The 21,136-nt window shown below is 34.5% G+C and carries 15 protein-coding genes and 4 tRNA genes; 2 read left to right on the plus strand and 17 right to left on the minus strand.

The genetic code is table 11. The annotated features are described in order from the left end of the window. Window positions 1-63 precede the first annotated feature (63 nt). Window positions 64-1,494 (minus strand): peptidylprolyl isomerase, encoded by a 1,431-nt coding sequence (locus EAH81_RS16565; RefSeq protein ID WP_140509135.1) that lies wholly within the window; start codon window positions 1,492-1,494, stop codon window positions 64-66. 540 nt (window positions 1,495-2,034) lie between these two features. Here EAH81_RS16565 and EAH81_RS16570 point away from each other — a divergent pair. Further along, a complete protein-coding gene (locus EAH81_RS16570; protein WP_140509137.1) occupies window positions 2,035-3,477 on the plus strand; it encodes an alpha-amylase in 1,443 nt (480 codons plus the stop codon). 157 nt (window positions 3,478-3,634) lie between these two features. After that, a complete protein-coding gene (locus EAH81_RS16575) occupies window positions 3,635-5,224 on the plus strand; it encodes a peptide chain release factor 3 (RefSeq protein WP_140509139.1) in 1,590 nt (529 codons plus the stop codon). A 701-nt stretch (window positions 5,225-5,925) separates the two neighbouring features. On the opposite strand, the gene EAH81_RS16580 is transcribed toward EAH81_RS16575, so the two are convergent. The 16 genes from EAH81_RS16580 to EAH81_RS16655 form a co-directional block, all read right to left on the minus strand. Next, a complete protein-coding gene (locus tag EAH81_RS16580; protein WP_072959407.1) occupies window positions 5,926-6,237 on the minus strand; it encodes a DUF3467 domain-containing protein in 312 nt (103 codons plus the stop codon). A gap of 10 nt (window positions 6,238-6,247) precedes the next feature. Continuing rightward, entirely contained in the window at window positions 6,248-10,558 is a 4,311-nt protein-coding gene (gene rpoC, locus EAH81_RS16585) for a DNA-directed RNA polymerase subunit beta' (RefSeq protein ID WP_140509141.1), read from the minus strand. Window positions 10,559-10,832: 274 nt separating this feature from the next. Further along, window positions 10,833-14,645, minus strand: a complete 3,813-nt coding sequence (gene rpoB / locus EAH81_RS16590) for a DNA-directed RNA polymerase subunit beta (protein ID WP_140509143.1) — start codon at window positions 14,643-14,645, stop codon at window positions 10,833-10,835. 262 nt (window positions 14,646-14,907) lie between these two features. Continuing rightward, complete coding sequence (rplL, locus tag EAH81_RS16595) at window positions 14,908-15,279, minus strand: 50S ribosomal protein L7/L12 (RefSeq protein ID WP_007807437.1); 372 nt, start codon at window positions 15,277-15,279, stop codon at window positions 14,908-14,910. A 91-nt stretch (window positions 15,280-15,370) separates the two neighbouring features. Further along, on the minus strand, window positions 15,371-15,877 hold the full coding sequence (gene rplJ, locus EAH81_RS16600) for a 50S ribosomal protein L10 (RefSeq protein WP_140509145.1): 507 nt from the start codon (window positions 15,875-15,877) through the stop codon (window positions 15,371-15,373). A 22-nt stretch (window positions 15,878-15,899) separates the two neighbouring features. Beyond that, complete coding sequence (gene rplA, locus EAH81_RS16605; RefSeq protein WP_072944426.1) at window positions 15,900-16,589, minus strand: 50S ribosomal protein L1; 690 nt, start codon at window positions 16,587-16,589, stop codon at window positions 15,900-15,902. A 13-nt stretch (window positions 16,590-16,602) separates the two neighbouring features. After that, window positions 16,603-17,040 carry a 50S ribosomal protein L11 gene (gene rplK, locus EAH81_RS16610; RefSeq protein ID WP_007807442.1) on the minus strand — a complete coding sequence of 146 codons (438 nt, stop codon included), beginning with the start codon at window positions 17,038-17,040 and terminating at the stop codon, window positions 16,603-16,605. Between the two features lie 67 nt (window positions 17,041-17,107). Next, a complete protein-coding gene (nusG, locus tag EAH81_RS16615) occupies window positions 17,108-17,659 on the minus strand; it encodes a transcription termination/antitermination protein NusG (RefSeq protein ID WP_059116013.1) in 552 nt (183 codons plus the stop codon). A 10-nt stretch (window positions 17,660-17,669) separates the two neighbouring features. Then, the gene (secE, locus tag EAH81_RS16620) at window positions 17,670-17,867 is read right to left on the minus strand and encodes a preprotein translocase subunit SecE (protein ID WP_140509147.1); all 198 of its coding nucleotides are present in this window, start codon (window positions 17,865-17,867) and stop codon (window positions 17,670-17,672) included. An 18-nt stretch (window positions 17,868-17,885) separates the two neighbouring features. Beyond that, window positions 17,886-17,956, minus strand: a tRNA-Trp gene (locus EAH81_RS16625). A 56-nt stretch (window positions 17,957-18,012) separates the two neighbouring features. Then, complete coding sequence (tuf, locus tag EAH81_RS16630; protein WP_089481524.1) at window positions 18,013-19,200, minus strand: elongation factor Tu; 1,188 nt, start codon at window positions 19,198-19,200, stop codon at window positions 18,013-18,015. A 55-nt stretch (window positions 19,201-19,255) separates the two neighbouring features. Further along, window positions 19,256-19,327, minus strand: a tRNA-Thr gene (locus EAH81_RS16635). 120 nt (window positions 19,328-19,447) lie between these two features. Then, window positions 19,448-19,528: transfer RNA gene (locus EAH81_RS16640), tRNA-Tyr, on the minus strand. A gap of 54 nt (window positions 19,529-19,582) precedes the next feature. Further along, window positions 19,583-19,656: transfer RNA gene (locus EAH81_RS16645), tRNA-Thr, on the minus strand. Between the two features lie 101 nt (window positions 19,657-19,757). After that, window positions 19,758-20,060, minus strand: a complete 303-nt coding sequence (hpf, locus tag EAH81_RS16650) for a ribosome hibernation-promoting factor, HPF/YfiA family (RefSeq protein WP_140509149.1) — start codon at window positions 20,058-20,060, stop codon at window positions 19,758-19,760. Between the two features lie 34 nt (window positions 20,061-20,094). Further along, window positions 20,095-20,988: a tyrosine-type recombinase/integrase gene (locus EAH81_RS16655; protein WP_140509151.1), complete on the minus strand. Its 894-nt coding sequence runs from the start codon at window positions 20,986-20,988 to the stop codon at window positions 20,095-20,097. Window positions 20,989-21,136 lie beyond the last annotated feature (148 nt).

Here is a 21,136-nt window from a genome sequence, read left to right on the forward strand (position 1 = left end):
AAATTAAAAAGAGTTAGTGCTATGAATTCATAAAACTAACTCTTTTTCTTTATTTAATAAAAATTATTTTTTCAACCAATTGTATACAAAATTACAATCTCTGTACTCTCCGATAATTTTGATATAAGTATCTTTTATTTTTGTATCAAACCATTTTGAAATCGTTGTGATTTGCTTTTCTTTCAATGCTAATTCTTTAATTTTTGTATAATCTTTAGCATAATCAGCAACGTGCTCGTCAATTCTATTGGTAACGGTAATTAACTTATACGTTTTTTTACCTTTATCGTCTGTGTTTAAAAGCGGTTGTGAAACTTCGTCATCTTTTAAATTTGAAACCTGACTGTATAATGTCGGGTCCATTTTTGTCAATTCAAAACGTGTATCCTGTGTATTAGGATTTACTAAAGTTCCTCCGTTTGCTCTTGTTTCTTTTTCATCAGATTCTGTTCTTGCAGCATCAGCAAAAGAAATCTCTTTGCTTACAATCTTAGCTCTAATATTAGCAATTCTTTCTTTCGCTTCTTTTAAAGCATCTTCAGAAACCGTTGGCGCAATTAAAATATGACGCAATTCAACCTCTTGTCCTTTAATTTTTTCTACCATAATAATATGGAATCCAAAACTAGTTTCAAAAGGTTCTGAAATTTCGCCTTCTGCTAAACTAAAAGCAACATCTTTAAATTCTTTTACAAAAGGAGTTTTTCTGGTCATTTTGTAATATCCTCCATTAGGTGCCGATCCAGGATCTTGAGAATATAAAACTGCTTTTGTTGCAAAACTGGAACCTTCAAGAACATCTTTACGAATCGCATTTAATCGATCTTTAACTTTTTGCTTATCTTCTGCTGAAACTTTAGGCTCAACCACAATTTGAGCTACTTCCATCTCTGCTCCAAAAGTCGGCAATTCTTCCTTTGGTATTTTTTTAAAAAAGTTACGAACCTCTTCAGGAGTTATTTCTACTGCATCAACGATTTTTTTGGTCATTTCCTGAGCCAATTTTTGCTCTTTTAAAATATCGGAAAAATAAGTTTTAAATTCTTCTACAGAATTTTTCTTATAATAAGCCACTACTTTATTGATGTCTCCAACTTGTTGAACCATGTAATTCAATCGATCGTCCATCATACTTCTAACCTCGGCATCACTGACAATAATACTATCCTGAATTGCCTGATGTGCATATAATTTATCTTCTAAAAGTTTACCAAGCATTTGGCATCTTGTTATATCTTTTACAGAACCACCCTGAGCAGTAATCTCTAAATATCCTTTATCAATATCAGAATCTAAAACAATATAATCTCCAACATTAGCAATAATACCATCAACTTTCAGCTTTTGACCGGAAGGAATTTGAACTGGTTTCTTAACTACAGTATCTTTTATAATTTCCTGAGCCGAAATAATTGAGTTGAAAAAAAGTAAAAAACACATTGTCAGCACTAGCTTGTAATCAACTGTTTTTAGCTGTAATTTTTTTAATAACATTATTTTAAATTTAATTTGAATGTAAAGATCTTGTTTTTAGAATTTCGTTTTAAACTAAAATCAACTTAACCTATATTTTCAGAAATGACTCTGAAAACACTAAATATTTAAGATCTAGTTCTTTTAACTTATGCCGAACAAAAATAACAATTCAATTACATAATACAACTATCAGCTATACTATTAACAAAAAATTATATGGAGTACACTTAAATTTCACATAAGAAGCACTAATCAAAAGAGATTAATCTTTTTAAAATAGCAAAATCATTGCTTTAATAGTTCTGAAAATCCTGTATTTATCAAAATAACGACCGTATGCAAACTGTTAAATTACAATCGAATAAAAAAAAGTTTTTAACACTACAACGTTTTCGCTGTATAACTATTTTCTTATAAAAACTGATCAATACAAAAAATACATACTTTAGATGAATAATTTACAATTTACAGGTATTAAAATTACGAATTGTTCGTTTTTATACCTCAATAAATATGTAATTATAACTTTATTAATCTAACCTTAACCAAATCTCGATTATGAAAAAACCTAATGCAAAGATTTATTTTATTGCAGCAGTTGCAGCATTCCTTGGCTCCTGCTCGCAAAATGAAACAACGGAAGTCGATTCAAAAGCTGAAAGTCAGAAATTTGAAATCATTAATGTAACGCATCATGACGGAAAACCTTTCAGTACAGGAATTTCCTCATCATCTTCAACAGGAAAATATGTAGACAATCCCGGTGGCGGAGTTATGATGCAAGCCTTTTATTGGGATGTTCCTTCTGGTGGAACCTGGTGGAATACTGTAAGCGGCAAAGTAGCGGCCTGGGGTAATGCAGGAATTGGATCTATATGGTTACCTCCTGCTTCAAAAGCTCAAAACGGGGCATTCTCTATGGGATATGACCCTACTGATTATTTTGATTTTGGAGATTACAACCAAAATGGTTCTATAGAGACCAGATTTGGATCCAAAACTGAACTGGTAAATTTGATCACTAACGCGCATACTGAAAACCTAAAAGTGTATGCTGATATTGTAATTAATCACAATAGCGGAGGTCAATCTGAAGCGAATCCGTTTACGGGAACCAGCACTTGGACCAATTTTACCGGAATTGCATCTGGAAAATTCCCTCGTAATTACAATGACTTTTATAAAAATAGTTATGGCAATAATGATGAAGGAGCTTTTGGCGGCTTTCCGGATTTATGCCATGCAGCTCCAAATGTTCAAAATTGGTTGTGGCTTAGAACTGACGGAGTTGGTAAATACTACAAAAACACAATGAAATTTGATGGCTGGAGATTTGATTATGTAAAAGGTTTTGCTCCATGGGTTATTCACGATTGGAATGCAAATGTTGGTGGATTTTCTGTTGGAGAATATTGGGATGCCAACGTAAATACTTTAGAATCGTGGGCAAACAGTGCAAACAGTTCTGTATTTGATTTTGCTTGCTACTACAAAATGAATGATGCTTTTGACGGAAATAATCTTGCACTCTTAAACGACGACATGATGTGGAAGAGAAATCCATACAAAGCCGTTACGTTTGTGACTAATCACGATACAGATGAAATTTCGAATAAATTATTAGCTTATTCTTATATATTAACGCATGAAGGATATCCAACAATTTTCTATAGAGATTATGAAGAATGGCTTGACAAAAACAAATTAAACAACTTGATTTGGATTCACAATAACAAAGCTACAGGTACAACTTCGATTTTATATTCTGATAATGATGAATATGTTGCCAGAAGAAATGGATACAATGGAAATCCGGGACTGGTTGTATATATCAACAACTCAGATTCCTGGCAGGAAAGATGGATTCAGACTAATTGGGCAAATACACAAATTAAAGATTTCACAGGAAACTCAACCTGGTTTCCAACAACACAAGCAGATAAATGGGTAAAAATTCAATGTCCGCCTAAAGGATATTCGGTTTGGTCTATTAACCAGTAATTTTAAAATTTATAATTCTAAGGCTGTTCTAAAAAAACAGCCTTATTTTTTTGCTTGTACATTATCTCCAATAAAACAAAAGAGTTCCTAATTTAGGAAGTGAATATTTTTATTAAGCCGTAATTAATAGTACTTTTGCAACCTATTTATACGAAATATGAGCTTTTTAAAAGAAATACAACGCAGAAGAACATTTGGAATTATATCGCATCCCGATGCCGGTAAAACTACTTTAACTGAGAAATTATTGTTGTTTGGAGGGGCTATTCAGGAAGCGGGAGCTGTAAAAAATAATAAAATCAAAAAAGGAGCAACGAGTGACTTTATGGAAATCGAACGCCAAAGAGGGATTTCGGTTTCAACATCTGTACTTGCTTTTAATTATAAAGATAAAAAAATCAACATTCTTGATACTCCTGGACACAAGGATTTTGCAGAAGATACATTTAGAACTTTAACTGCTGTTGACAGCGTTATTGTTGTAATTGACGTTGCAAAAGGAGTTGAGGAACAAACTGAAAAATTAGTTGCAGTTTGTAGAATGAGAAACATTCCTATGATTGTTTTCATCAATAAATTAGACCGTGAAGGAAAAGATGCTTTTGACTTAATGGATGAAGTAGAACAAAAGCTAGGTCTTACGGTTACACCTCTAAGTTTCCCTATTGGAATGGGTTATGATTTTCAGGGAATCTATAATTTATGGGAACAAAACATTAATATTTTTAGTGGTGACAGCCGTAAAAACATTGAAGAAACTATTGCTTTCTCAGACGTTAAGAGTCCTGAATTAGAAAAAATTATTGGTCAAAAACCAGCAGACAGATTACGTGAAGAATTAGAATTAATCGATGAAGTATATCCAAAATTTGATCGTCAGGATTACTTAGACGGAAAACTTCAGCCTGTGTTTTTTGGTTCAGCTTTAAATAATTTTGGTGTTCGCGAATTGTTAGATTGTTTTGTTGCAATTGCTCCATCTCCAAGACCAAAAGATTCAGAAACTCGTTTAGTTGATCCTAAAGAAGAAAAAATGACTGGTTTTGTTTTCAAAATCCATGCTAATATGGATCCAAAACACCGTGATCGTTTGGCATTTATAAAAATTGTTTCCGGAACTTTTGAAAGAAACAAACCTTATTACCACGTACGCCAAAAGAAAAATTTAAAATTCTCTAGTCCAAATGCGTTCTTCGCTGAGAAAAAAGAAATTGTAGATATTTCATATCCAGGTGATATTGTAGGCTTACACGATACCGGAAACTTTAAAATTGGTGATACGTTAACTGAAGGAGAAATCATGAGTTTCAAAGGAATTCCAAGTTTTTCTCCAGAGCACTTTAGATACATCAACAATGCTGATCCAATGAAAGCCAAGCAATTGGACAAGGGAGTAGATCAATTAATGGATGAAGGTGTTGCGCAGTTATTTACCTTAGAAATGAACAACCGTAAAGTAATTGGAACTGTTGGAGCACTTCAGTATGAGGTTATTCAATACCGTTTAGAACATGAATATGGTGCAAAATGTACGTATGAGAATTTCCCTGTACATAAAGCGTGTTGGGTAAAACCTGATGATGCTAAGAATGATGAGTTTAAAGAATTTAAACGTATCAAACAAAAATTTCTGGCTCACGATAAATATAATCAATTAGTATTCTTAGCAGATTCTGACTTTACAATTCAAATGACACAGAACAAATATCCAAGTGTAAAATTATTTTTTACTTCTGAATTTGATTAAATTTCATTCTATAAATACCATAAAAAAAGCGCTAATTTTCATTAGCGCTTTTTTTTAATTTGAATTAATCCAACCTTTATACTAAGTCATTATATTCGATAAATTAAACTCTTTTTATTCAGAKTAACCAAATTAAAACAATACAATCAAACCAGAAAATTTAGTCGACGAAAGTGGATTTAAATCGGGTAAACTACATTTAAAAACTCTTTTAAAAACATTGCCAATGGTTACAACCATTCATATACAATGCACGTGTCAATCCGTTTTCCAAGATTGAAACCCTGAGTTATACATCAATGTCATTAAGTTAAGAAAAATAGCTTTAAAATCTTAGCTAATAAATCTCTCGTGAAGGCATAAAATCGCAAAGATTTTGTCATTTCGAGGAACGAGAAATCTTCGCAAGAAGCTCGGCAAAGATTAGATTCTCGTTGCGGACTTACTCGTGAAGATTTCTCGTTCCTCGAAATGACAATATCGGGTTTAAACTTTACGTCTTTGTAACTTTTTGAGGAAATTTATAATCAAAAAACCTACCTTAATGACATTGGACTATAAATAAACAGCTCCGAATACAAAACCGAAAATTTCTTTTTATTCAGGTTATCTGTTTTTTTCATAATTCTCACTTTTGCATTTTGATCTATTTAATTTTAACCTTAAACAAAAAAAAGCCCCATTACTGGGGCTTTTAAAATTTATGCTTGTCCTGCCGGACCAAAGTTAAGCGGTATTGGTGCTTGTTCTGTCTCTTTGATTTCGCCATGAGCGGCTTCAAAGCGATGAATATTTTCACCAATTGCTTTCAATAATCTTTTAGCATGTTGTGGTGTCAAGACAATTCTTGACTTTACCTTGGCTTTAGGAATACCGGGCATAATGCTCACAAAATCTAAAACAAATTCTGATGATGAGTGATTGATAATCGCAAGATTGGAATAAATTCCTTCTGCAATAGTTTCATCTAACTCAATATTAATCTGCTCTTGTTGTTGTTTCGGATTACTCATAGTTTCCTAATTAATAAATATATTCTTCTTTATTAGCCATCATTTCATTGTAATCGTCTTTTGATCCTACGATAGTGTTATCGTATTCTCTCATACCAGTTCCTGCAGGAATTCTGTGTCCAACAATTACATTTTCTTTTAATCCTTCTAAATCATCTACTTTACCAGCTACAGCAGCTTCGTTAAGTACTTTTGTTGTTTCTTGGAAAGAAGCAGCAGAGATGAATGATTTAGTTTGTAGCGAAGCTCTAGTAATACCTTGTAGAACTGGCGTTGCAGTTGCAGTAATTACGTCTCTAGCTACAACTAGATTTTTATCATTTCGTTTCAACAATGAGTTTTCATCACGTAAATCACGAGGAGAAATAATCTGACCTGGTTTCAATACAGCAGAATCTCCAGCGTCTTCAACTACTTTCATACCGTATAATTTATCATTTTGAACGATAAAATCTTTAGTGTGAATTAATTGATCTTCTAGGAATAATGTATCTCCTGGATCTTGAACTCTTACTTTACGCATCATTTGACGAATAACTACCTCAAAGTGCTTGTCATTAATTTTCACCCCTTGTAAACGGTATACCTCTTGAATTTCATTTACCAAGTACTGTTGAACAGCAGCCGGCCCTTGAATTCTTAAAATATCATCTGGTGTAATTGCACCGTCAGACAATGGTATTCCTGCTCTTACGAAGTCATTTTCCTGTACTAAAATTTGGCTTGAAAGTTTAACTAAATACTTTTTAATCTCACCAAATTTAGATTCGATAACAATTTCACGGTTACCTCTTTTGATTTTTCCAAAAGAAACAACACCGTCAATTTCAGAAACAACTGCTGGGTTTGAAGGGTTACGAGCCTCAAGCAACTCCGTAATTCTTGGTAAACCTCCCGTAATATCTCCTGCTTTAGAAGAACGACGTGGAATTTTAACCAATACTTTACCTGCTTTAATTTTCTCACCGTTCTCAACCATAAGGTGGGCTCCTACTGGTAAGTTATACGAACGAATCAATTCACCTTCTTTACCGTAAACCAATAAAGTTGGAATTAATTTTTTATTTCTGGCTTCAGAAATTACTTTTTCCTGGAATCCTGTTTGCTCATCAATTTCAACCATGAACGATTGTCCTTGCTCTAAATCCTCGTAAGCAATCTTACCAGTAAATTCAGAAACAATTACACCATTATATGGATCCCATTTACAAATAGTAGATCCTTTAGTAACTACTTCACCATCCTTAACGAAAATACTAGATCCGTAAGGAATATTATGTGTATTTAAAACGATTCCAGTTTTCTCGTCAACTAATTTTAATTCAGTTGAACGTGATACTACGATATCAACCGCATTACCTTCACTGTCCTCACCTTTTACAGTTTTTAAATCTTCAATCTCAAGTCTACCGTTGAATCTTGTAACAATACTAGATTCTTCAGAAATACCTCCTGCAACCCCTCCAACGTGGAACGTACGAAGTGTTAACTGTGTACCTGGCTCTCCAATAGATTGAGCTGCAATAACTCCTACTGCTTCACCTCTTTGTGTCATCTTACCGGTAGCTAAGTTTCTACCGTAACATTTAGCACAAATACCTTTTAAAGCTTCACAAGTTAATGGAGATCTAACCTCTACTTTTTCAATCGGAGAAGCTTCAATAACTCTCATGATTGCTTCAGTAATTTGTTGACCTGATTGAACTAACACTTCATTAGTAAGAGGATTTATAACATCTTGCAATGCAACACGTCCTAAAATTCTTTCTCCTAAAGATTCAACAATTTCCTCATTTTTCTTCAAAGCAGAAACTTCAACACCTCTAAGAGTTCCACAATCTTCGATGTTAACAATAACATCTTGCGAAACATCATGAAGTCTTCTTGTCAAGTATCCTGCATCGGCAGTTTTAAGAGCCGTATCCGCAAGTCCTTTACGAGCACCGTGAGTAGAAATAAAGTACTCAAGGATCGAAAGTCCTTCCTTAAAGTTAGAAAGAATCGGGTTTTCAATAATCTCACCACCACCGGCAGTAGATTTTTTAGGCTTAGCCATCAAACCACGCATACCAGTTAACTGACGAATCTGTTCCTTAGAACCCCTCGCCCCAGAGTCAAGCATCATATATACAGAGTTGAAACCTTGTTGGTCTTCTCTAATATTTTTCATCGCTAATTCTGTCAACTGCGCATTTGCAGAAGTCCATACGTCAATAACTTGGTTGTAACGTTCGTTATTTGTAATAAGACCCATGTTATAATTCACAGAAATACCTTCAACTTGCTCTCTGGCATCTGCAATTAATTTTGTTTTTTGTTCTGGAATTCTAATATCACCAAGAGAGAATGATAAACCTCCTCTAAATGCGAATTTATAACCCATATCTTTCATATTGTCCAAGAAAGCAGCAGTAGTAGGTACATTAGTCACACTTAAAATGTGTCCAATAATATCTCTAAGGTTTTTCTTAGTCAATACATCATTGATATATCCGGCTGCTTCAGGTACTACTTCATTAAATAATACACGTCCGGCAGTTGTTTGGATAATTTTGTACACTAATTCTCCAGCCTCATTAAAATCTTTCGCTCTGATTCTTACACGAGCATTCAATTCTAATCTTCCTTCGTTTAATGCAATATTTACTTCTTCTGCAGAATAGAAAGTTAAGTCTTGACCTAAAATTACATGTTCTGGTGTTGAGATACGTTCTTTGGTCATATAATATAGACCCAAGACCATATCCTGAGAAGGTACAGTAATTGGAGCACCGTTTGCAGGATTCAGAATATTATGAGACGCCAACATTAACAATTGTGCCTCTAAAATAGCTTCTGGTCCTAATGGCAAGTGAACTGCCATCTGATCCCCATCAAAATCGGCGTTGAAAGCCGTACATACTAATGGGTGCAATTGGATCGCTTTTCCTTCAATTAATTTTGGTTGGAAAGCTTGAATACCAAGTCTGTGTAACGTAGGAGCACGGTTAAGTAATACTGGGTGTCCTTTAATTACATTTTCAAGGATATCCCAAACTACAGGCTCTTTTTTGTCTATAATTTTCTTAGCTGATTTTACTGTCTTAACAATACCTCTTTCAATCAATTTACGGATTACGAAAGGTTTGTATAATTCAGATGCCATATCTTTTGGCAATCCGCATTCGAATAATTTTAATTCAGGACCAACAACAATTACCGAACGAGCAGAATAATCCACACGTTTTCCAAGTAAGTTTTGACGGAAACGTCCTTGCTTACCTTTTAAGGAATCAGATAATGATTTTAATGGTCTGTTAGATTCTGTTTTAACAGCAGAAGCTTTACGAGTGTTATCAAATAATGAATCTACAGATTCCTGTAACATACGTTTTTCGTTTCTTAAGATAACTTCTGGAGCTTTAATCTCCATTAATCTTTTCAAACGGTTGTTACGGATGATTACACGACGGTATAAGTCATTTAAATCTGAAGTTGCAAAACGACCTCCATCAAGTGGCACAAGCGGACGTAATTCTGGTGGAATAACAGGAACCACTTTCATAATCATCCACTCAGGACGATTTTCGCGGTTTAAGTTAGACTCACGGAAAGACTCAACAACTTGTAATCTTTTTAAAGCTTCAGTTTTACGTTGTTTAGATGTCTCGTTGTTAGCACTGTGTCTTAATTCATAAGATAAAGCATCTAAATCGATACGAGCTAATAAATCCATAATACATTCTGCTCCCATTTTGGCAACAAATTTATTAGGATCCATATCATCTAAATATTGATTTTCTTGTGGAAGAGTATCTAAAATATTCAAATATTCCTCTTCTGTTAAGAAATCTAATCTTTGTAATGATTCTCCATCTGCATTTTTAGCAATACCAGCTTGAATTACCACGTATCTTTCGTAGTAAATGATCATATCTAATTTCTTAGATGGAAGACCAAGGATATAACCAATTTTGTTTGGAAGAGAACGGAAGTACCAGATGTGAGCAATTGGGACAACAAGGTTGATGTGTCCTACTCTGTCACGACGTACTTTTTTCTCCGTAACTTCAACACCACAACGGTCACAGATGATACCTTTGTAACGAATTCTTTTATATTTACCACAAGCACATTCAAAATCCTTAACAGGTCCGAAGATTCTTTCGCAAAAAAGTCCGTCACGCTCTGGTTTGTGAGTTCTGTAGTTAATTGTTTCAGGTTTCAACACCTCTCCTCTTGATTCTTTCAAGATAGATTCCGGTGAAGCTAATCCTATCGAGATTTTGTTAAATCTTTTTATAGGATTTTTATCTTTATTATTATTTCTATTATTCATCATAGTTTTTACTATTGATTTATCTGCAATTAAAAAATTGATTTTAACTTATAACTTCCTCTTCAAAAAAGAGTAAAACCATCAAGCCACTACCACGGATTACTTCTCTAAACTTCAAACGTGATGTTGAAGTGCTAATTACAAAACCATAAGGTTTTAAATAAAAAATCGGAACGGGTTACGGGTATAAATCCTAAAAACTTTTATTTTAATAAACAGCTTCAGTCCCAGTTTTCAGTGTTGAACTGAATACTGAGACTGTAACTGAAAATTTTATTTATTCTTCTAAACGAATGTCAAGTCCAAGACCTTTTAATTCATGCATTAATACATTGAATGATTCCGGCAATCCTGGTTCTGGCATAGACTCTCCCTTAACGATAGCTTCGTAAGTTTTAGCTCTACCAATAACGTCATCCGACTTAACTGTTAAGATTTCACGAAGTGTACTTGATGCTCCATAAGCTTCAAGTGCCCAAACCTCCATCTCTCCAAAACGCTGACCTCCAAATTGAGCTTTACCTCCAAGTGGTTGTTGAGTAATCAACGAGTATGGTCCGATAGAACGTGCGTGCATCTTATCATCAACCATGTGTCCTAATTTAAGCATGTAAATTACACCCACAGTTGCAGCTTGATGGAAACGCTCTCCAGTACCACCATCATAAAGGTAAGTATGTCCGAAACGTGGTACTCCAGCTTCATCAGTTAATTCATTAATTTGATCTAAAGAAGCACCATCAAAAATTGGAGTAGCAAATTTTCTACCTAAATTTTGTCCAGCCCATCCAAGAACAGTTTCATAAATCTGACCAATGTTCATACGTGAAGGTACCCCAAGTGGATTCAATACGATATCTACCGGTGTTCCGTCTTCAAGGAAAGGCATATCTTCATGACGAACGATTCTTGCAACAATACCTTTGTTACCGTGACGTCCTGCCATTTTATCCCCTACTTTCAGTTTACGTTTTTTAGCAATATAAATTTTCGCTAATTTCAAGATTCCAGATGGTAATTCATCTCCAACTGTAATAGTGAATTTTTCTCTTCTTAAAGATCCTTGTAAGTCGTTCAGCTTAATTTTATAGTTATGAATCAAATCATTAACCATTTTATTTGTAGCGTCATCAGCAACCCATTGACCTTTGCTTAAGTGAGCAAAATCCTCTACTGCATAAAGCATTTTTTGAGTATATTTTTTACCTTTTGGTAAAACTTCTTCACCCAAATCATTCATTACACCCTGAGATGTTTTTCCGTTAACGATCAGGAATAATTTCTCAACCAATCTGTCTTTTAATTCAACAAATTTAGTTTCGAATTCCATTTCTAAAGCGCCTAAAGCATCTTTATCCTGAGTACGTTTACGTTTATCTTTTACGGCTCTTGCAAATAATTTTTTGTCAAGAACTACACCATGTAAAGATGGAGAAGCTTTTAATGAAGCATCTTTTACATCTCCCGCTTTATCCCCGAAGATTGCACGAAGCAATTTCTCTTCCGGAGTAGGATCTGATTCTCCTTTTGGTGTAATTTTTCCAATCAAAATGTCGCCAGGTTTAACCTCTGCTCCAATTCTGATCATACCGTTTTCATCTAAATCTTTAGTAGCTTCTTCAGAAACGTTAGGAATATCGTTTGTTAACTCTTCATTTCCTAACTTAGTATCTCTAACCTCTAATGAATAATCATCAACGTGGATAGAAGTAAAAATATCATCACGAACTACTTTTTCAGAAATTACAATCGCATCCTCAAAGTTATACCCTTTCCATGGCATGAACGCAACTTTTAAGTTTCTACCTAAAGCTAATTCACCATTTTGAGTAGCATATCCTTCTGATAATACTTGCCCAAGAATCACTCTGTCACCTTTTCTTACGATTGGTTTCAAGTTGATACTTGTTCCTTGATTGGTTTTTCTAAATTTAATTAAGTTGTATGTTTTTTCATCAGAATCAAAACTAACCATTCTTTCTTCTTCAGTACGGTCATATTTGATAGTAATGATATTAGCATCAACATATTCTACAGTTCCATCTCCTTCAGCATTAATCAATACTCTGGAATCTGAAGCCACTTGACGCTCTAAACCTGTACCAACAATTGGTGCTTCCGGACGGATCAAAGGAACCGCCTGACGCATCATGTTAGATCCCATCAAGGCTCTATTCGCATCATCATGTTCCAGGAAAGGAATCAATGAAGCCGAAATCGAAGCAATCTGGTTAGGAGCAACGTCTGTATAATGTACTGCAGAAGGTTCAACAACCGGGAAGTCACCTTCCTCACGGGCAATAACATTACTTGCAGTAATTTTACCTGTTGCATCCATTTCAATGTTTGCCTGAGCAATCATTTTTCCTTCTTCTTCTTCAGCACTTAAATAGATAGGTGTACTTACTAAATCAACTACACCATCTGTAACTTTACGGTAAGGAGTTTCGATGAAACCCATTCCGTTAACTTTTGCATAAACACCAAGAGATGAAATCAAACCAATGTTTGGTCCCTCTGGAGTTTCAATCGGACATAAACGACCATAGTGTGTATAGTGAACGTCACGAACCTCAAAACCAGCTCTCTCTCTCGAAAGTCCACCAGGTCCAAGTGCAGATAATCTTCTCTTGTGTGTAATCTCAGCTAAAGGATTCGTTTGATCCATAAATTGAGATAACTGGTTCGTACCAAAGAAAGAGTTGATAACTGATGATAATGTTTTAGCATTGATCAAATCGATTGGTGTAAACACCTCGTTATCTCTAACGTTCATTCTCTCACGAATAGTTCTGGCCATACGTGCTAAACCAACACCGAATTGTTGAGACAATTGTTCTCCAACTGTTCTAACACGACGGTTTGATAAGTGATCAATATCATCAATCTCTGCTTTAGAGTTGATCAATTCGATCAAATATTTTACAATGGTAATGATATCTTCTTTGGTAAGCACTTGCTTTTCCATTGGAATATCTAAACCAAGTTTTTTGTTCATTCTATAACGACCAACTTCACCTAAGTTATAACGTTGATCAGAGAAGAACAATTTATCTATAATACCACGAGCAGTTTCCTCATCAGGCGGTTCAGCATTACGCAACTGACGGTAAATGTGCTCTACAGCTTCTTTTTCAGAGTTTGTTGGATCTTTTTGTAACGTGTTGTGAATAATACCATAATCTGCCTGGTTATTATCTTCTTTATGTAACAAAATAGATTTAACGTTAGAATCGATGATTTCTTCAACATTATCTTTGTCGATAATAGTATCTCTATCAAGGATGATTTCGTTACGTTCGATAGAAACTACTTCACCAGTATCTTCATCAACGAAATCCTCGTGCCAAGTGTTCAATACACGCGCAGCAAGTCTTCTTCCAATATATTTTTTAATACCTGTTTTAGAAACTTTAATTTCTTCTGCCAAGTCGAAAATTTCAAGGATATCCTTATCTCTTTCAAACCCAATTGCACGGAATAAAGTTGTAACCGGTAATTTTTTCTTTCTATCGATATAAGCATACATTACGCTATTGATATCTGTAGAAAATTCTATCCAAGAACCTTTAAAAGGAATTACTCTGGCAGAATAAAGTTTTGTTCCATTTGCGTGGAATGACTGTCCAAAGAAAACCCCAGGAGAACGGTGTAGTTGAGATACTACTACACGCTCAGCACCATTGATAACAAAAGTACCGCTTGGAGTCATATAAGGTATTGTTCCAAGGTAAACATCTTGTACAATAGTTTCAAAATCTTCGTGTTCTGGATCTGTACAGTATAGTTTTAACCTGGCTTTTAAAGGCACACTATAAGTAAGACCTCTCTCTATACATTCTTGAATTGTATAACGTGGTGGATCAACAAAATAATCTAGGAACTCCAATACAAAGTTGTTTCTTGTATCTGTGATTGGAAAGTTTTCCATGAAGGTGTTGTACAACCCTTCGTTGCCTCTTTCGTCAGATTTAGTTTCTAGTTGAAAAAAATCTTTAAAAGATTTAACCTGAACATCTAGGAAATCCGGATAGTCAGGAATATTTTTTGTAGAGGCAAAATTCAATCTTTCAGTCTGATTTGTTATCATCAATGGACAAAATTTTGATTAAAAAAAAGTAATTTTTTGTGTAAAAACACACTGTTTAATCTATACTTTCTTATTATAATCAATACATCTTTAAAAATGAACCAGTAAAAATTCAATTTTTTTTCTTCGTATTGATCAAAAACTTTTTCGTATTTTAAACTATTTGAATAATAAAATTGGATATATTTTATTATACGAAAAATGGTTTAGGCCATTGAGCGTTCACTCAAGACCTAAACCTAGTTCTTAAAACCGAGTAAACTTATTTAAGTTCAACTACAGCTCCAGCTTCTTCTAATGATTTTTTAAGACCTTCAGCCTCTTCTTTAGAAACACCTTCTTTAACGTTACTTGGAGCACCGTCAACTACATCTTTAGCTTCTTTCAAACCTAAACCTGTAAGTTCTTTAACTAATTTTACAACTGCTAATTTAGAAGCACCAGCTTCTTTTAATACAACTGTAAATTCAGTTTGTGCTTCTTCAGCAGCACCTTCTCCACCACCAGCAGCAACTACTACAGCTGCAGCAGCAGGCTCGATACCATACTCGTCTTTTAATATTGTTGCTAATTCGTTAACTTCTTTAACTGTTAGGTTAACTAATTGTTCTGCGAATTGTTTCAAATCTGCCATTTTTTCTATCGTTTAAAATGATTTGTAAAATATAATTTATTTATTGTGCGCTATTTAAGCAGCAAGGAAATAAAATTCCCTGCATTTGTTATTATGCTTCAGTCTCAGCCTCTTCGCTTTTAGCGAATTGGTTTTGTAAAGCAGAGATAACTCTTTGTGCTGGTGATTGCAATAATCCAATAAGTTCTCCAAGAAGTTCTTCTTTAGATTTAATAGTTGCTAATGCATCTAATTGATCATCTCCAATATAAATTTCAGAGTTAATATAAGCTCCCTTTAATACAGGTTTAGCCGATTTTTTTCTGAAATCTTTAATTATTTTTCCAGGTGCATTTGCAACATCTGAAATAAATATAGCACTATTACCAGTCAATACTGAAGGTAAATCACCATAGTCATTAGCAGAAGCTTCCATTGCTTTTGCAAGCAAAGTGTTTTTTACAACCTCTAATTTAATACCTGCTTTATAACAAGCTCTTCTCAAGTTTGAAGTCGTTTCTGCGTTTAATCCAGAAATATCAGATACATAAATAATATTTGTACCAGCTAACTGTGCAGTTAAATCTTCAATCGCGATTGATTTTTCTTCTCTAGTCATACTAAAAATTATTAACTACCAATTATACTGCTTTAGGGTCCAATGCAATTGCAGGACTCATAGTGCTTGTAAGGTGAATACCTTTAATGTAGGTACCTTTAGCAGCAGTTGGCTTAAGTTTGATTAATGTTTGAATAATTTCGTGTGCATTGTCATAAATTTGCTCAGCTCCAAAAGAAACTTTACCAATTCCTGCATGTACGATACCAGTTTTATCAACTTTAAAGTCAATTTTACCAGCTTTAACCTCTGCAACAGCTTTTGCAACATCCATAGTTACAGTACCTGTTTTAGGGTTTGGCATTAAACCTCTAGGTCCTAAAATACGACCTAATGGACCTAATTTACCCATAACAGCCGGCATTGTGATGATAACATCAACATCTGTCCAACCATCTTTAATTTTTTGTAAATAATCGTCAAGACCTACATAATCAGCTCCGGCAGCTAAAGCTTCTGCTTCTTTATCCGGAGTAACCAATGCTAATACTTTAACGTCTTTACCAGTTCCATGAGGTAATGTAACTACACCTCTAACCATTTGATTCGCTTTTCTTGGATCTACACCCAAACGAACTGCGATATCAACAGACTCATCAAATTTTGCAGAAGCTATAACTTTAATTAATGCAGCTGCATCTTTTAAAGAGTATAGTTTGTTCTTTTCAATTTTTGAAGCAGCCTCTTTTTGCTTTTTTGTTAATTTTGCCATTTCTTTCTCTTAATTAAAAAGGAGCATCTCCTGATACAGTTATACCCATAGATCTAGCAGTTCCAGCGATCATGCTCATTGCAGATTCGATTGTGAATGCATTTAAATCTACCATTTTATCTTCAGCAATTGCTTTGATAACGTCCCAAGTAACACTAGCTACTTTTTTACGATTTGGTTCACCTGATCCAGACTTTAGCTTTGCAGCTTCCAATAATTGGACAGCAGCTGGAGGAGTTTTTACAACAAAATCAAATGATTTGTCTTTATACACAGTAATTTGTACTGGGCATATTTTGCCAGGTTTATCTTGTGTTCTAGCATTAAATTGCTTACAGAACTCCATGATATTAACCCCAGCAGCTCCTAAAGCAGGTCCAACCGGTGGCGACGGATTCGCAGCACCTCCCTTAACTTGTAGTTTAACTACCTTACTAATTTCTTTAGCCATTTTTTAAAAAATTTAACACCATAATCATTGGAAGCGATTATAGTGGTTATTATAGATGTAACAAAAATTATACTTTTTCAACTTGCATAAAGCTCAATTCCAATGGTGTTTTTCTTCCGAAAATTTTCACCATAACTTCAAGTTTACGCTTTTCTTCATTGATTTTTTCAACTGTTCCGTTAAAACCATTAAAAGGACCATCGATCACTTTTACAGTTTCTCCTAAGTTGAAAGGAATAGAACGAGTATCTGTATTTACAGCTAACTCATCTACTTTACCTAACATTCTATTTACTTCAGAAAGTCTCAAAGGAACAGGTTCTCCGCCTTTGATCTCCCCTAAAAATCCAATTACACTAGTAATAGACTTAATAATATGAGGTATCTCACCAACTAAATTGGCTTCGATCATAACATATCCAGGGAAATAAACTTTATCCTTAGACATTTTCTTTCCTTCTTTTACAGTAACTACTTTTTCTGTAGGTACTAAAACTTGGGAAACATAATCACCCATACCTAGTCTGGCAATCTCAGTTTCGATGTAAGCTTTGACTTTATTTTCTTGTCCGCTTACAGCTCTAACTACATACCATTTTTTCACATTATTATCTGCCATCACAAAAAAATTATCCTTTTAACCAGTTAAAAAATCCAGCCAAAGCTTTTGCAAAAAATTCGTCAACTCCCCATGTTGCCAAGGCGAATATAACCGAAAATACAGCCACAACAATTGTCAATTTTTGAACCTCAGCCCAAGCTGGCCAAGTAACATTTGACTTTAACTCTTCGAAAGCCTCTGATAAATAATTAGTAACTTTTGTCATTTGATATATTTTATATTGCACGGGCGGAGGGATTCGAACCCCCATCAACGGTTTTGGAGACCGCTATTCTACCCTTGAACTACGCCCGTAATTAAAAGCCAGTGATTTTAAAAAAATCAACTGGCTTTTTATAATTTTTATAGGATTATCCTACTATTTCAGTCACCTGACCTGCTCCTACTGTTCTACCACCTTCACGGATAGCAAAACGTAAACCTACGCTCATTGCGATTGGGCTTAATAAAGCAACATTGATTGTCAAGTTGTCTCCTGGCATTACCATCTCTACTCCTTCTGGTAAAGTAATAACTCCTGTTACGTCAGTTGTACGTACGTAGAACTGTGGACGGTAGTTATTATGGAATGGAGTATGACGTCCACCTTCTTCTTTTTTCAAGATATAAACCTCAGCTTTGAAAGTAGCGTGTGGTTTTACTGATCCTGGCTTAATGATAACCATTCCTCTTTTGATAGATTCTTTATCAACACCTCTTAACAATAAACCTACGTTATCTCCAGCTTCTCCTCTATCAAGGATTTTACGGAACATCTCAACTCCTGTAATAGTAGAAGTCAATTTATCAGCTCCCATACCAATGATTTCAACAGCATCTCCTGTATTAGCAATACCAGTTTCGATACGACCTGTAGCAACAGTTCCACGACCAGTAATTGTAAATACATCCTCAACTGGCATCAAGAATGGTTTTGCAGTATCACGAACTGGCTCTTCGATCCAAGAATCTACAGCTTCCATCAATTCAATAATTTTAGGAACCCAAGCAGGATCATTATTCAATCCTCCTAAAGCAGAACCTTGAACAACAGGACCATTATCTCCATCATATTCGTAGAAAGATAATAAATCTCTAATTTCCATTTCAACAAGCTCTAATAACTCAGCATCATCAACCATGTCTACTTTGTTCATGAAAACTACCATTCTAGGAATACCAACCTGGCGACCTAAAAGGATGTGCTCACGAGTTTGTGGCATTGGACCATCTGTAGCAGCAACTACCAAGATAGCTCCGTCCATTTGAGCAGCACCAGTAACCATGTTCTTTACGTAATCCGCGTGACCTGGACAGTCAACGTGAGCGTAGTGACGGTTAGCTGTTTCATACTCTACGTGTGATGTATTAATAGTAATACCTCTTTCTTTCTCCTCTGGAGCGTTATCGATTTGATCAAACGATTTTGCTTGACAGTAACCTGCATCAGACAATACTTTTGTAATTGCTGCAGTTAATGTAGTTTTTCCGTGATCCACGTGTCCAATTGTACCTATGTTTAAGTGCGGTTTGGAACGATTAAAATTCTCCTTTGCCATTTTACTTAATTTTTAATCTTAGTTATATATTAATTTTCAATTTCCTACTTACTTGAGCCAACTACGGGAATTGAACCCGTGACCTCTTCCTTACCAAGGAAGCACTCTACCCCTGAGCTAAGTCGGCAGAGTTTTAATTTTAGATTCTTGATTCTTGATTTTAGATTAAAAACAAAACCCGAATCAAATTCAAATTTTCATTTCAACAAATCTAAACTCCGAAATCATTAATCTGAAATCAAAATTGTGGGGAGAGCAGGATTCGAACCTGCGAAGTTCACACAGCAGATTTACAGTCTGCCCTCGTTGGCCGCTTGAGTATCTCCCCTTTATTTTATCAATAATTGCATGAACAATTTCAAATCGCATTTGAAATATTTAGAGCCGGCGGAGGGACTCGAACCCACGACCTGCTGATTACAAATCAGCTGCTCTAGCCAACTGAGCTACGCTGGCAATATCAATAAAAAAGTCCGCTATTTCTAACGGACTGCAAATGTAGCTATTTTATCTTTGTATCAAAACATTTTTTGAAAAAATTTTTCAATTATGCTCAATTATATATGTGCTCTTATTTTTTCTTTCCTTTTTACCAGTACACGCTCTAAAGATTCTGCCGAAAGTTCGACCGCTTCTTCAAATGTCTTACATTGCTTTTTAACCAAAAAATCATCCCCGGGAACATTAATCTTAATCTCTACTGCCTTATTTTCCTTATCACTTGTTCTTTCAACTTTCAAAAAAACATCGGCCGAAACCACGCGATCGTAAAATTTTTCCAATTTATCCATTCTCTCCTGAATAAAATCTACCAACTTTTTGTCAACAGTAAAGTTAACTGCATGAACATCTACCTTCATAATACTAATTTTAGGGTTAAACATTTCAGAACTATTATTTGTTCCGAGGATGCGCATCAGTATACACCTTTTTAAGCTCTGCTAAACTATTATGAGTATAAACCTGCGTAGACGCTAAACTCGAATGTCCTAATAATTCCTTAACTGAATTTAAATCCGCTCCGTTATTTAATAAGTGAGTCGCAAAAGTATGCCTAAGCACATGCGGACTTTTTTTTACCTTTTCGGAGACCCTACTAAAGTAAGAATTTATTAATCGATACACAAAAGATTCGCTCAATTTTAACCCTTTCCTGGAAATAAAAAAATAATCATGATCTACTATCTTTTCCAACTGAGATCTTTCCTGCAAATACAAACTAAATTGCTCCACAATAATAGGTAAAATCGGAATAATGCGTTCTTTATTTCTTTTCCCCAAAACTTTAACCACATTTGAAGACAAATCAACATTACTGTTCATTAAATGTATCAACTCCGCTCTTCGCATTCCGGTGGTGTAAAACAAATCAATAATAAGTTTATCTCTGATTTCTTCAAAACCAATAGGATTATCAATATCAGACATTAAATCTGTTAATTCTTTTTCTGAAAAAGGAATCTGAATGATTTTAGGTATTTTCAAAGCTTTATGCTTCAACATCGGATTAACTTCTATTTGCTTTGTTTTTAAAAGAAATTTATAAAATGCTTTCAGAGAAGCCATTTTTCGATTTACAGAAACATTTGAAATATTCGCATCTACCAAAGAAACAATCCAACTCCTTATTTGACTATAATTTACCTGCTCAATATTTTCCTGTTCAAAATTATCCTTATTAAACATTTCAAAGAACAAAATATCATTCAAATATGCATGGACCGTATGTGGCGAATATTTTTTCTCCAACTGAAGATAATCACGAAATGCTTCTTTATTTGATTTCATAAGAATAGACACTTTTTCATATTACACAAATTCACATCCTACATATATTATATATAAAGAATACTATTTATCTCAAATTTAAGCATAAAAAAACCGTCAGTATCAATATTTTGATAACTAACGGTAATTATTTTTGAAAAGTCTAATA

The organism is Flavobacterium pectinovorum (genome assembly GCF_006438875.1).
Lineage (GTDB): Bacteria > Bacteroidota > Bacteroidia > Flavobacteriales > Flavobacteriaceae > Flavobacterium > Flavobacterium pectinovorum_A.

Coding starts and splice junctions, on each gene's coding strand:
- EAH81_RS16565 (WP_140509135.1), bottom strand. CDS start 1,494: ATGTTATTAAAAAAATTACAGCTAAAAACAGTTGATTACAAGCTAGTG.
- rpoB (WP_140509143.1), bottom strand. CDS start 14,645: ATGATAACAAATCAGACTGAAAGATTGAATTTTGCCTCTACAAAAAAT.
- rplA (WP_072944426.1), bottom strand. CDS start 16,589: ATGGCAAAATTAACAAAAAAGCAAAAAGAGGCTGCTTCAAAAATTGAA.
- rplJ (WP_140509145.1), bottom strand. CDS start 15,877: ATGACTAGAGAAGAAAAATCAATCGCGATTGAAGATTTAACTGCACAG.
- EAH81_RS16655 (WP_140509151.1), bottom strand. CDS start 20,988: ATGAAATCAAATAAAGAAGCATTTCGTGATTATCTTCAGTTGGAGAAA.
- EAH81_RS16580 (WP_072959407.1), bottom strand. CDS start 6,237: ATGAGTAATCCGAAACAACAACAAGAGCAGATTAATATTGAGTTAGAT.
- rplK (WP_007807442.1), bottom strand. CDS start 17,040: ATGGCTAAAGAAATTAGTAAGGTAGTTAAACTACAAGTTAAGGGAGGT.
- nusG (WP_059116013.1), bottom strand. CDS start 17,659: ATGGCAGATAATAATGTGAAAAAATGGTATGTAGTTAGAGCTGTAAGC.
- secE (WP_140509147.1), bottom strand. CDS start 17,867: ATGACAAAAGTTACTAATTATTTATCAGAGGCTTTCGAAGAGTTAAAG.
- rpoC (WP_140509141.1), bottom strand. CDS start 10,558: ATGATGAATAATAGAAATAATAATAAAGATAAAAATCCTATAAAAAGA.
- hpf (WP_140509149.1), bottom strand. CDS start 20,060: ATGAAGGTAGATGTTCATGCAGTTAACTTTACTGTTGACAAAAAGTTG.
- rplL (WP_007807437.1), bottom strand. CDS start 15,279: ATGGCAGATTTGAAACAATTCGCAGAACAATTAGTTAACCTAACAGTT.
- tuf (WP_089481524.1), bottom strand. CDS start 19,200: ATGGCAAAGGAGAATTTTAATCGTTCCAAACCGCACTTAAACATAGGT.
- EAH81_RS16575 (WP_140509139.1), top strand. CDS start 3,635: ATGAGCTTTTTAAAAGAAATACAACGCAGAAGAACATTTGGAATTATA.
- EAH81_RS16570 (WP_140509137.1), top strand. CDS start 2,035: ATGAAAAAACCTAATGCAAAGATTTATTTTATTGCAGCAGTTGCAGCA.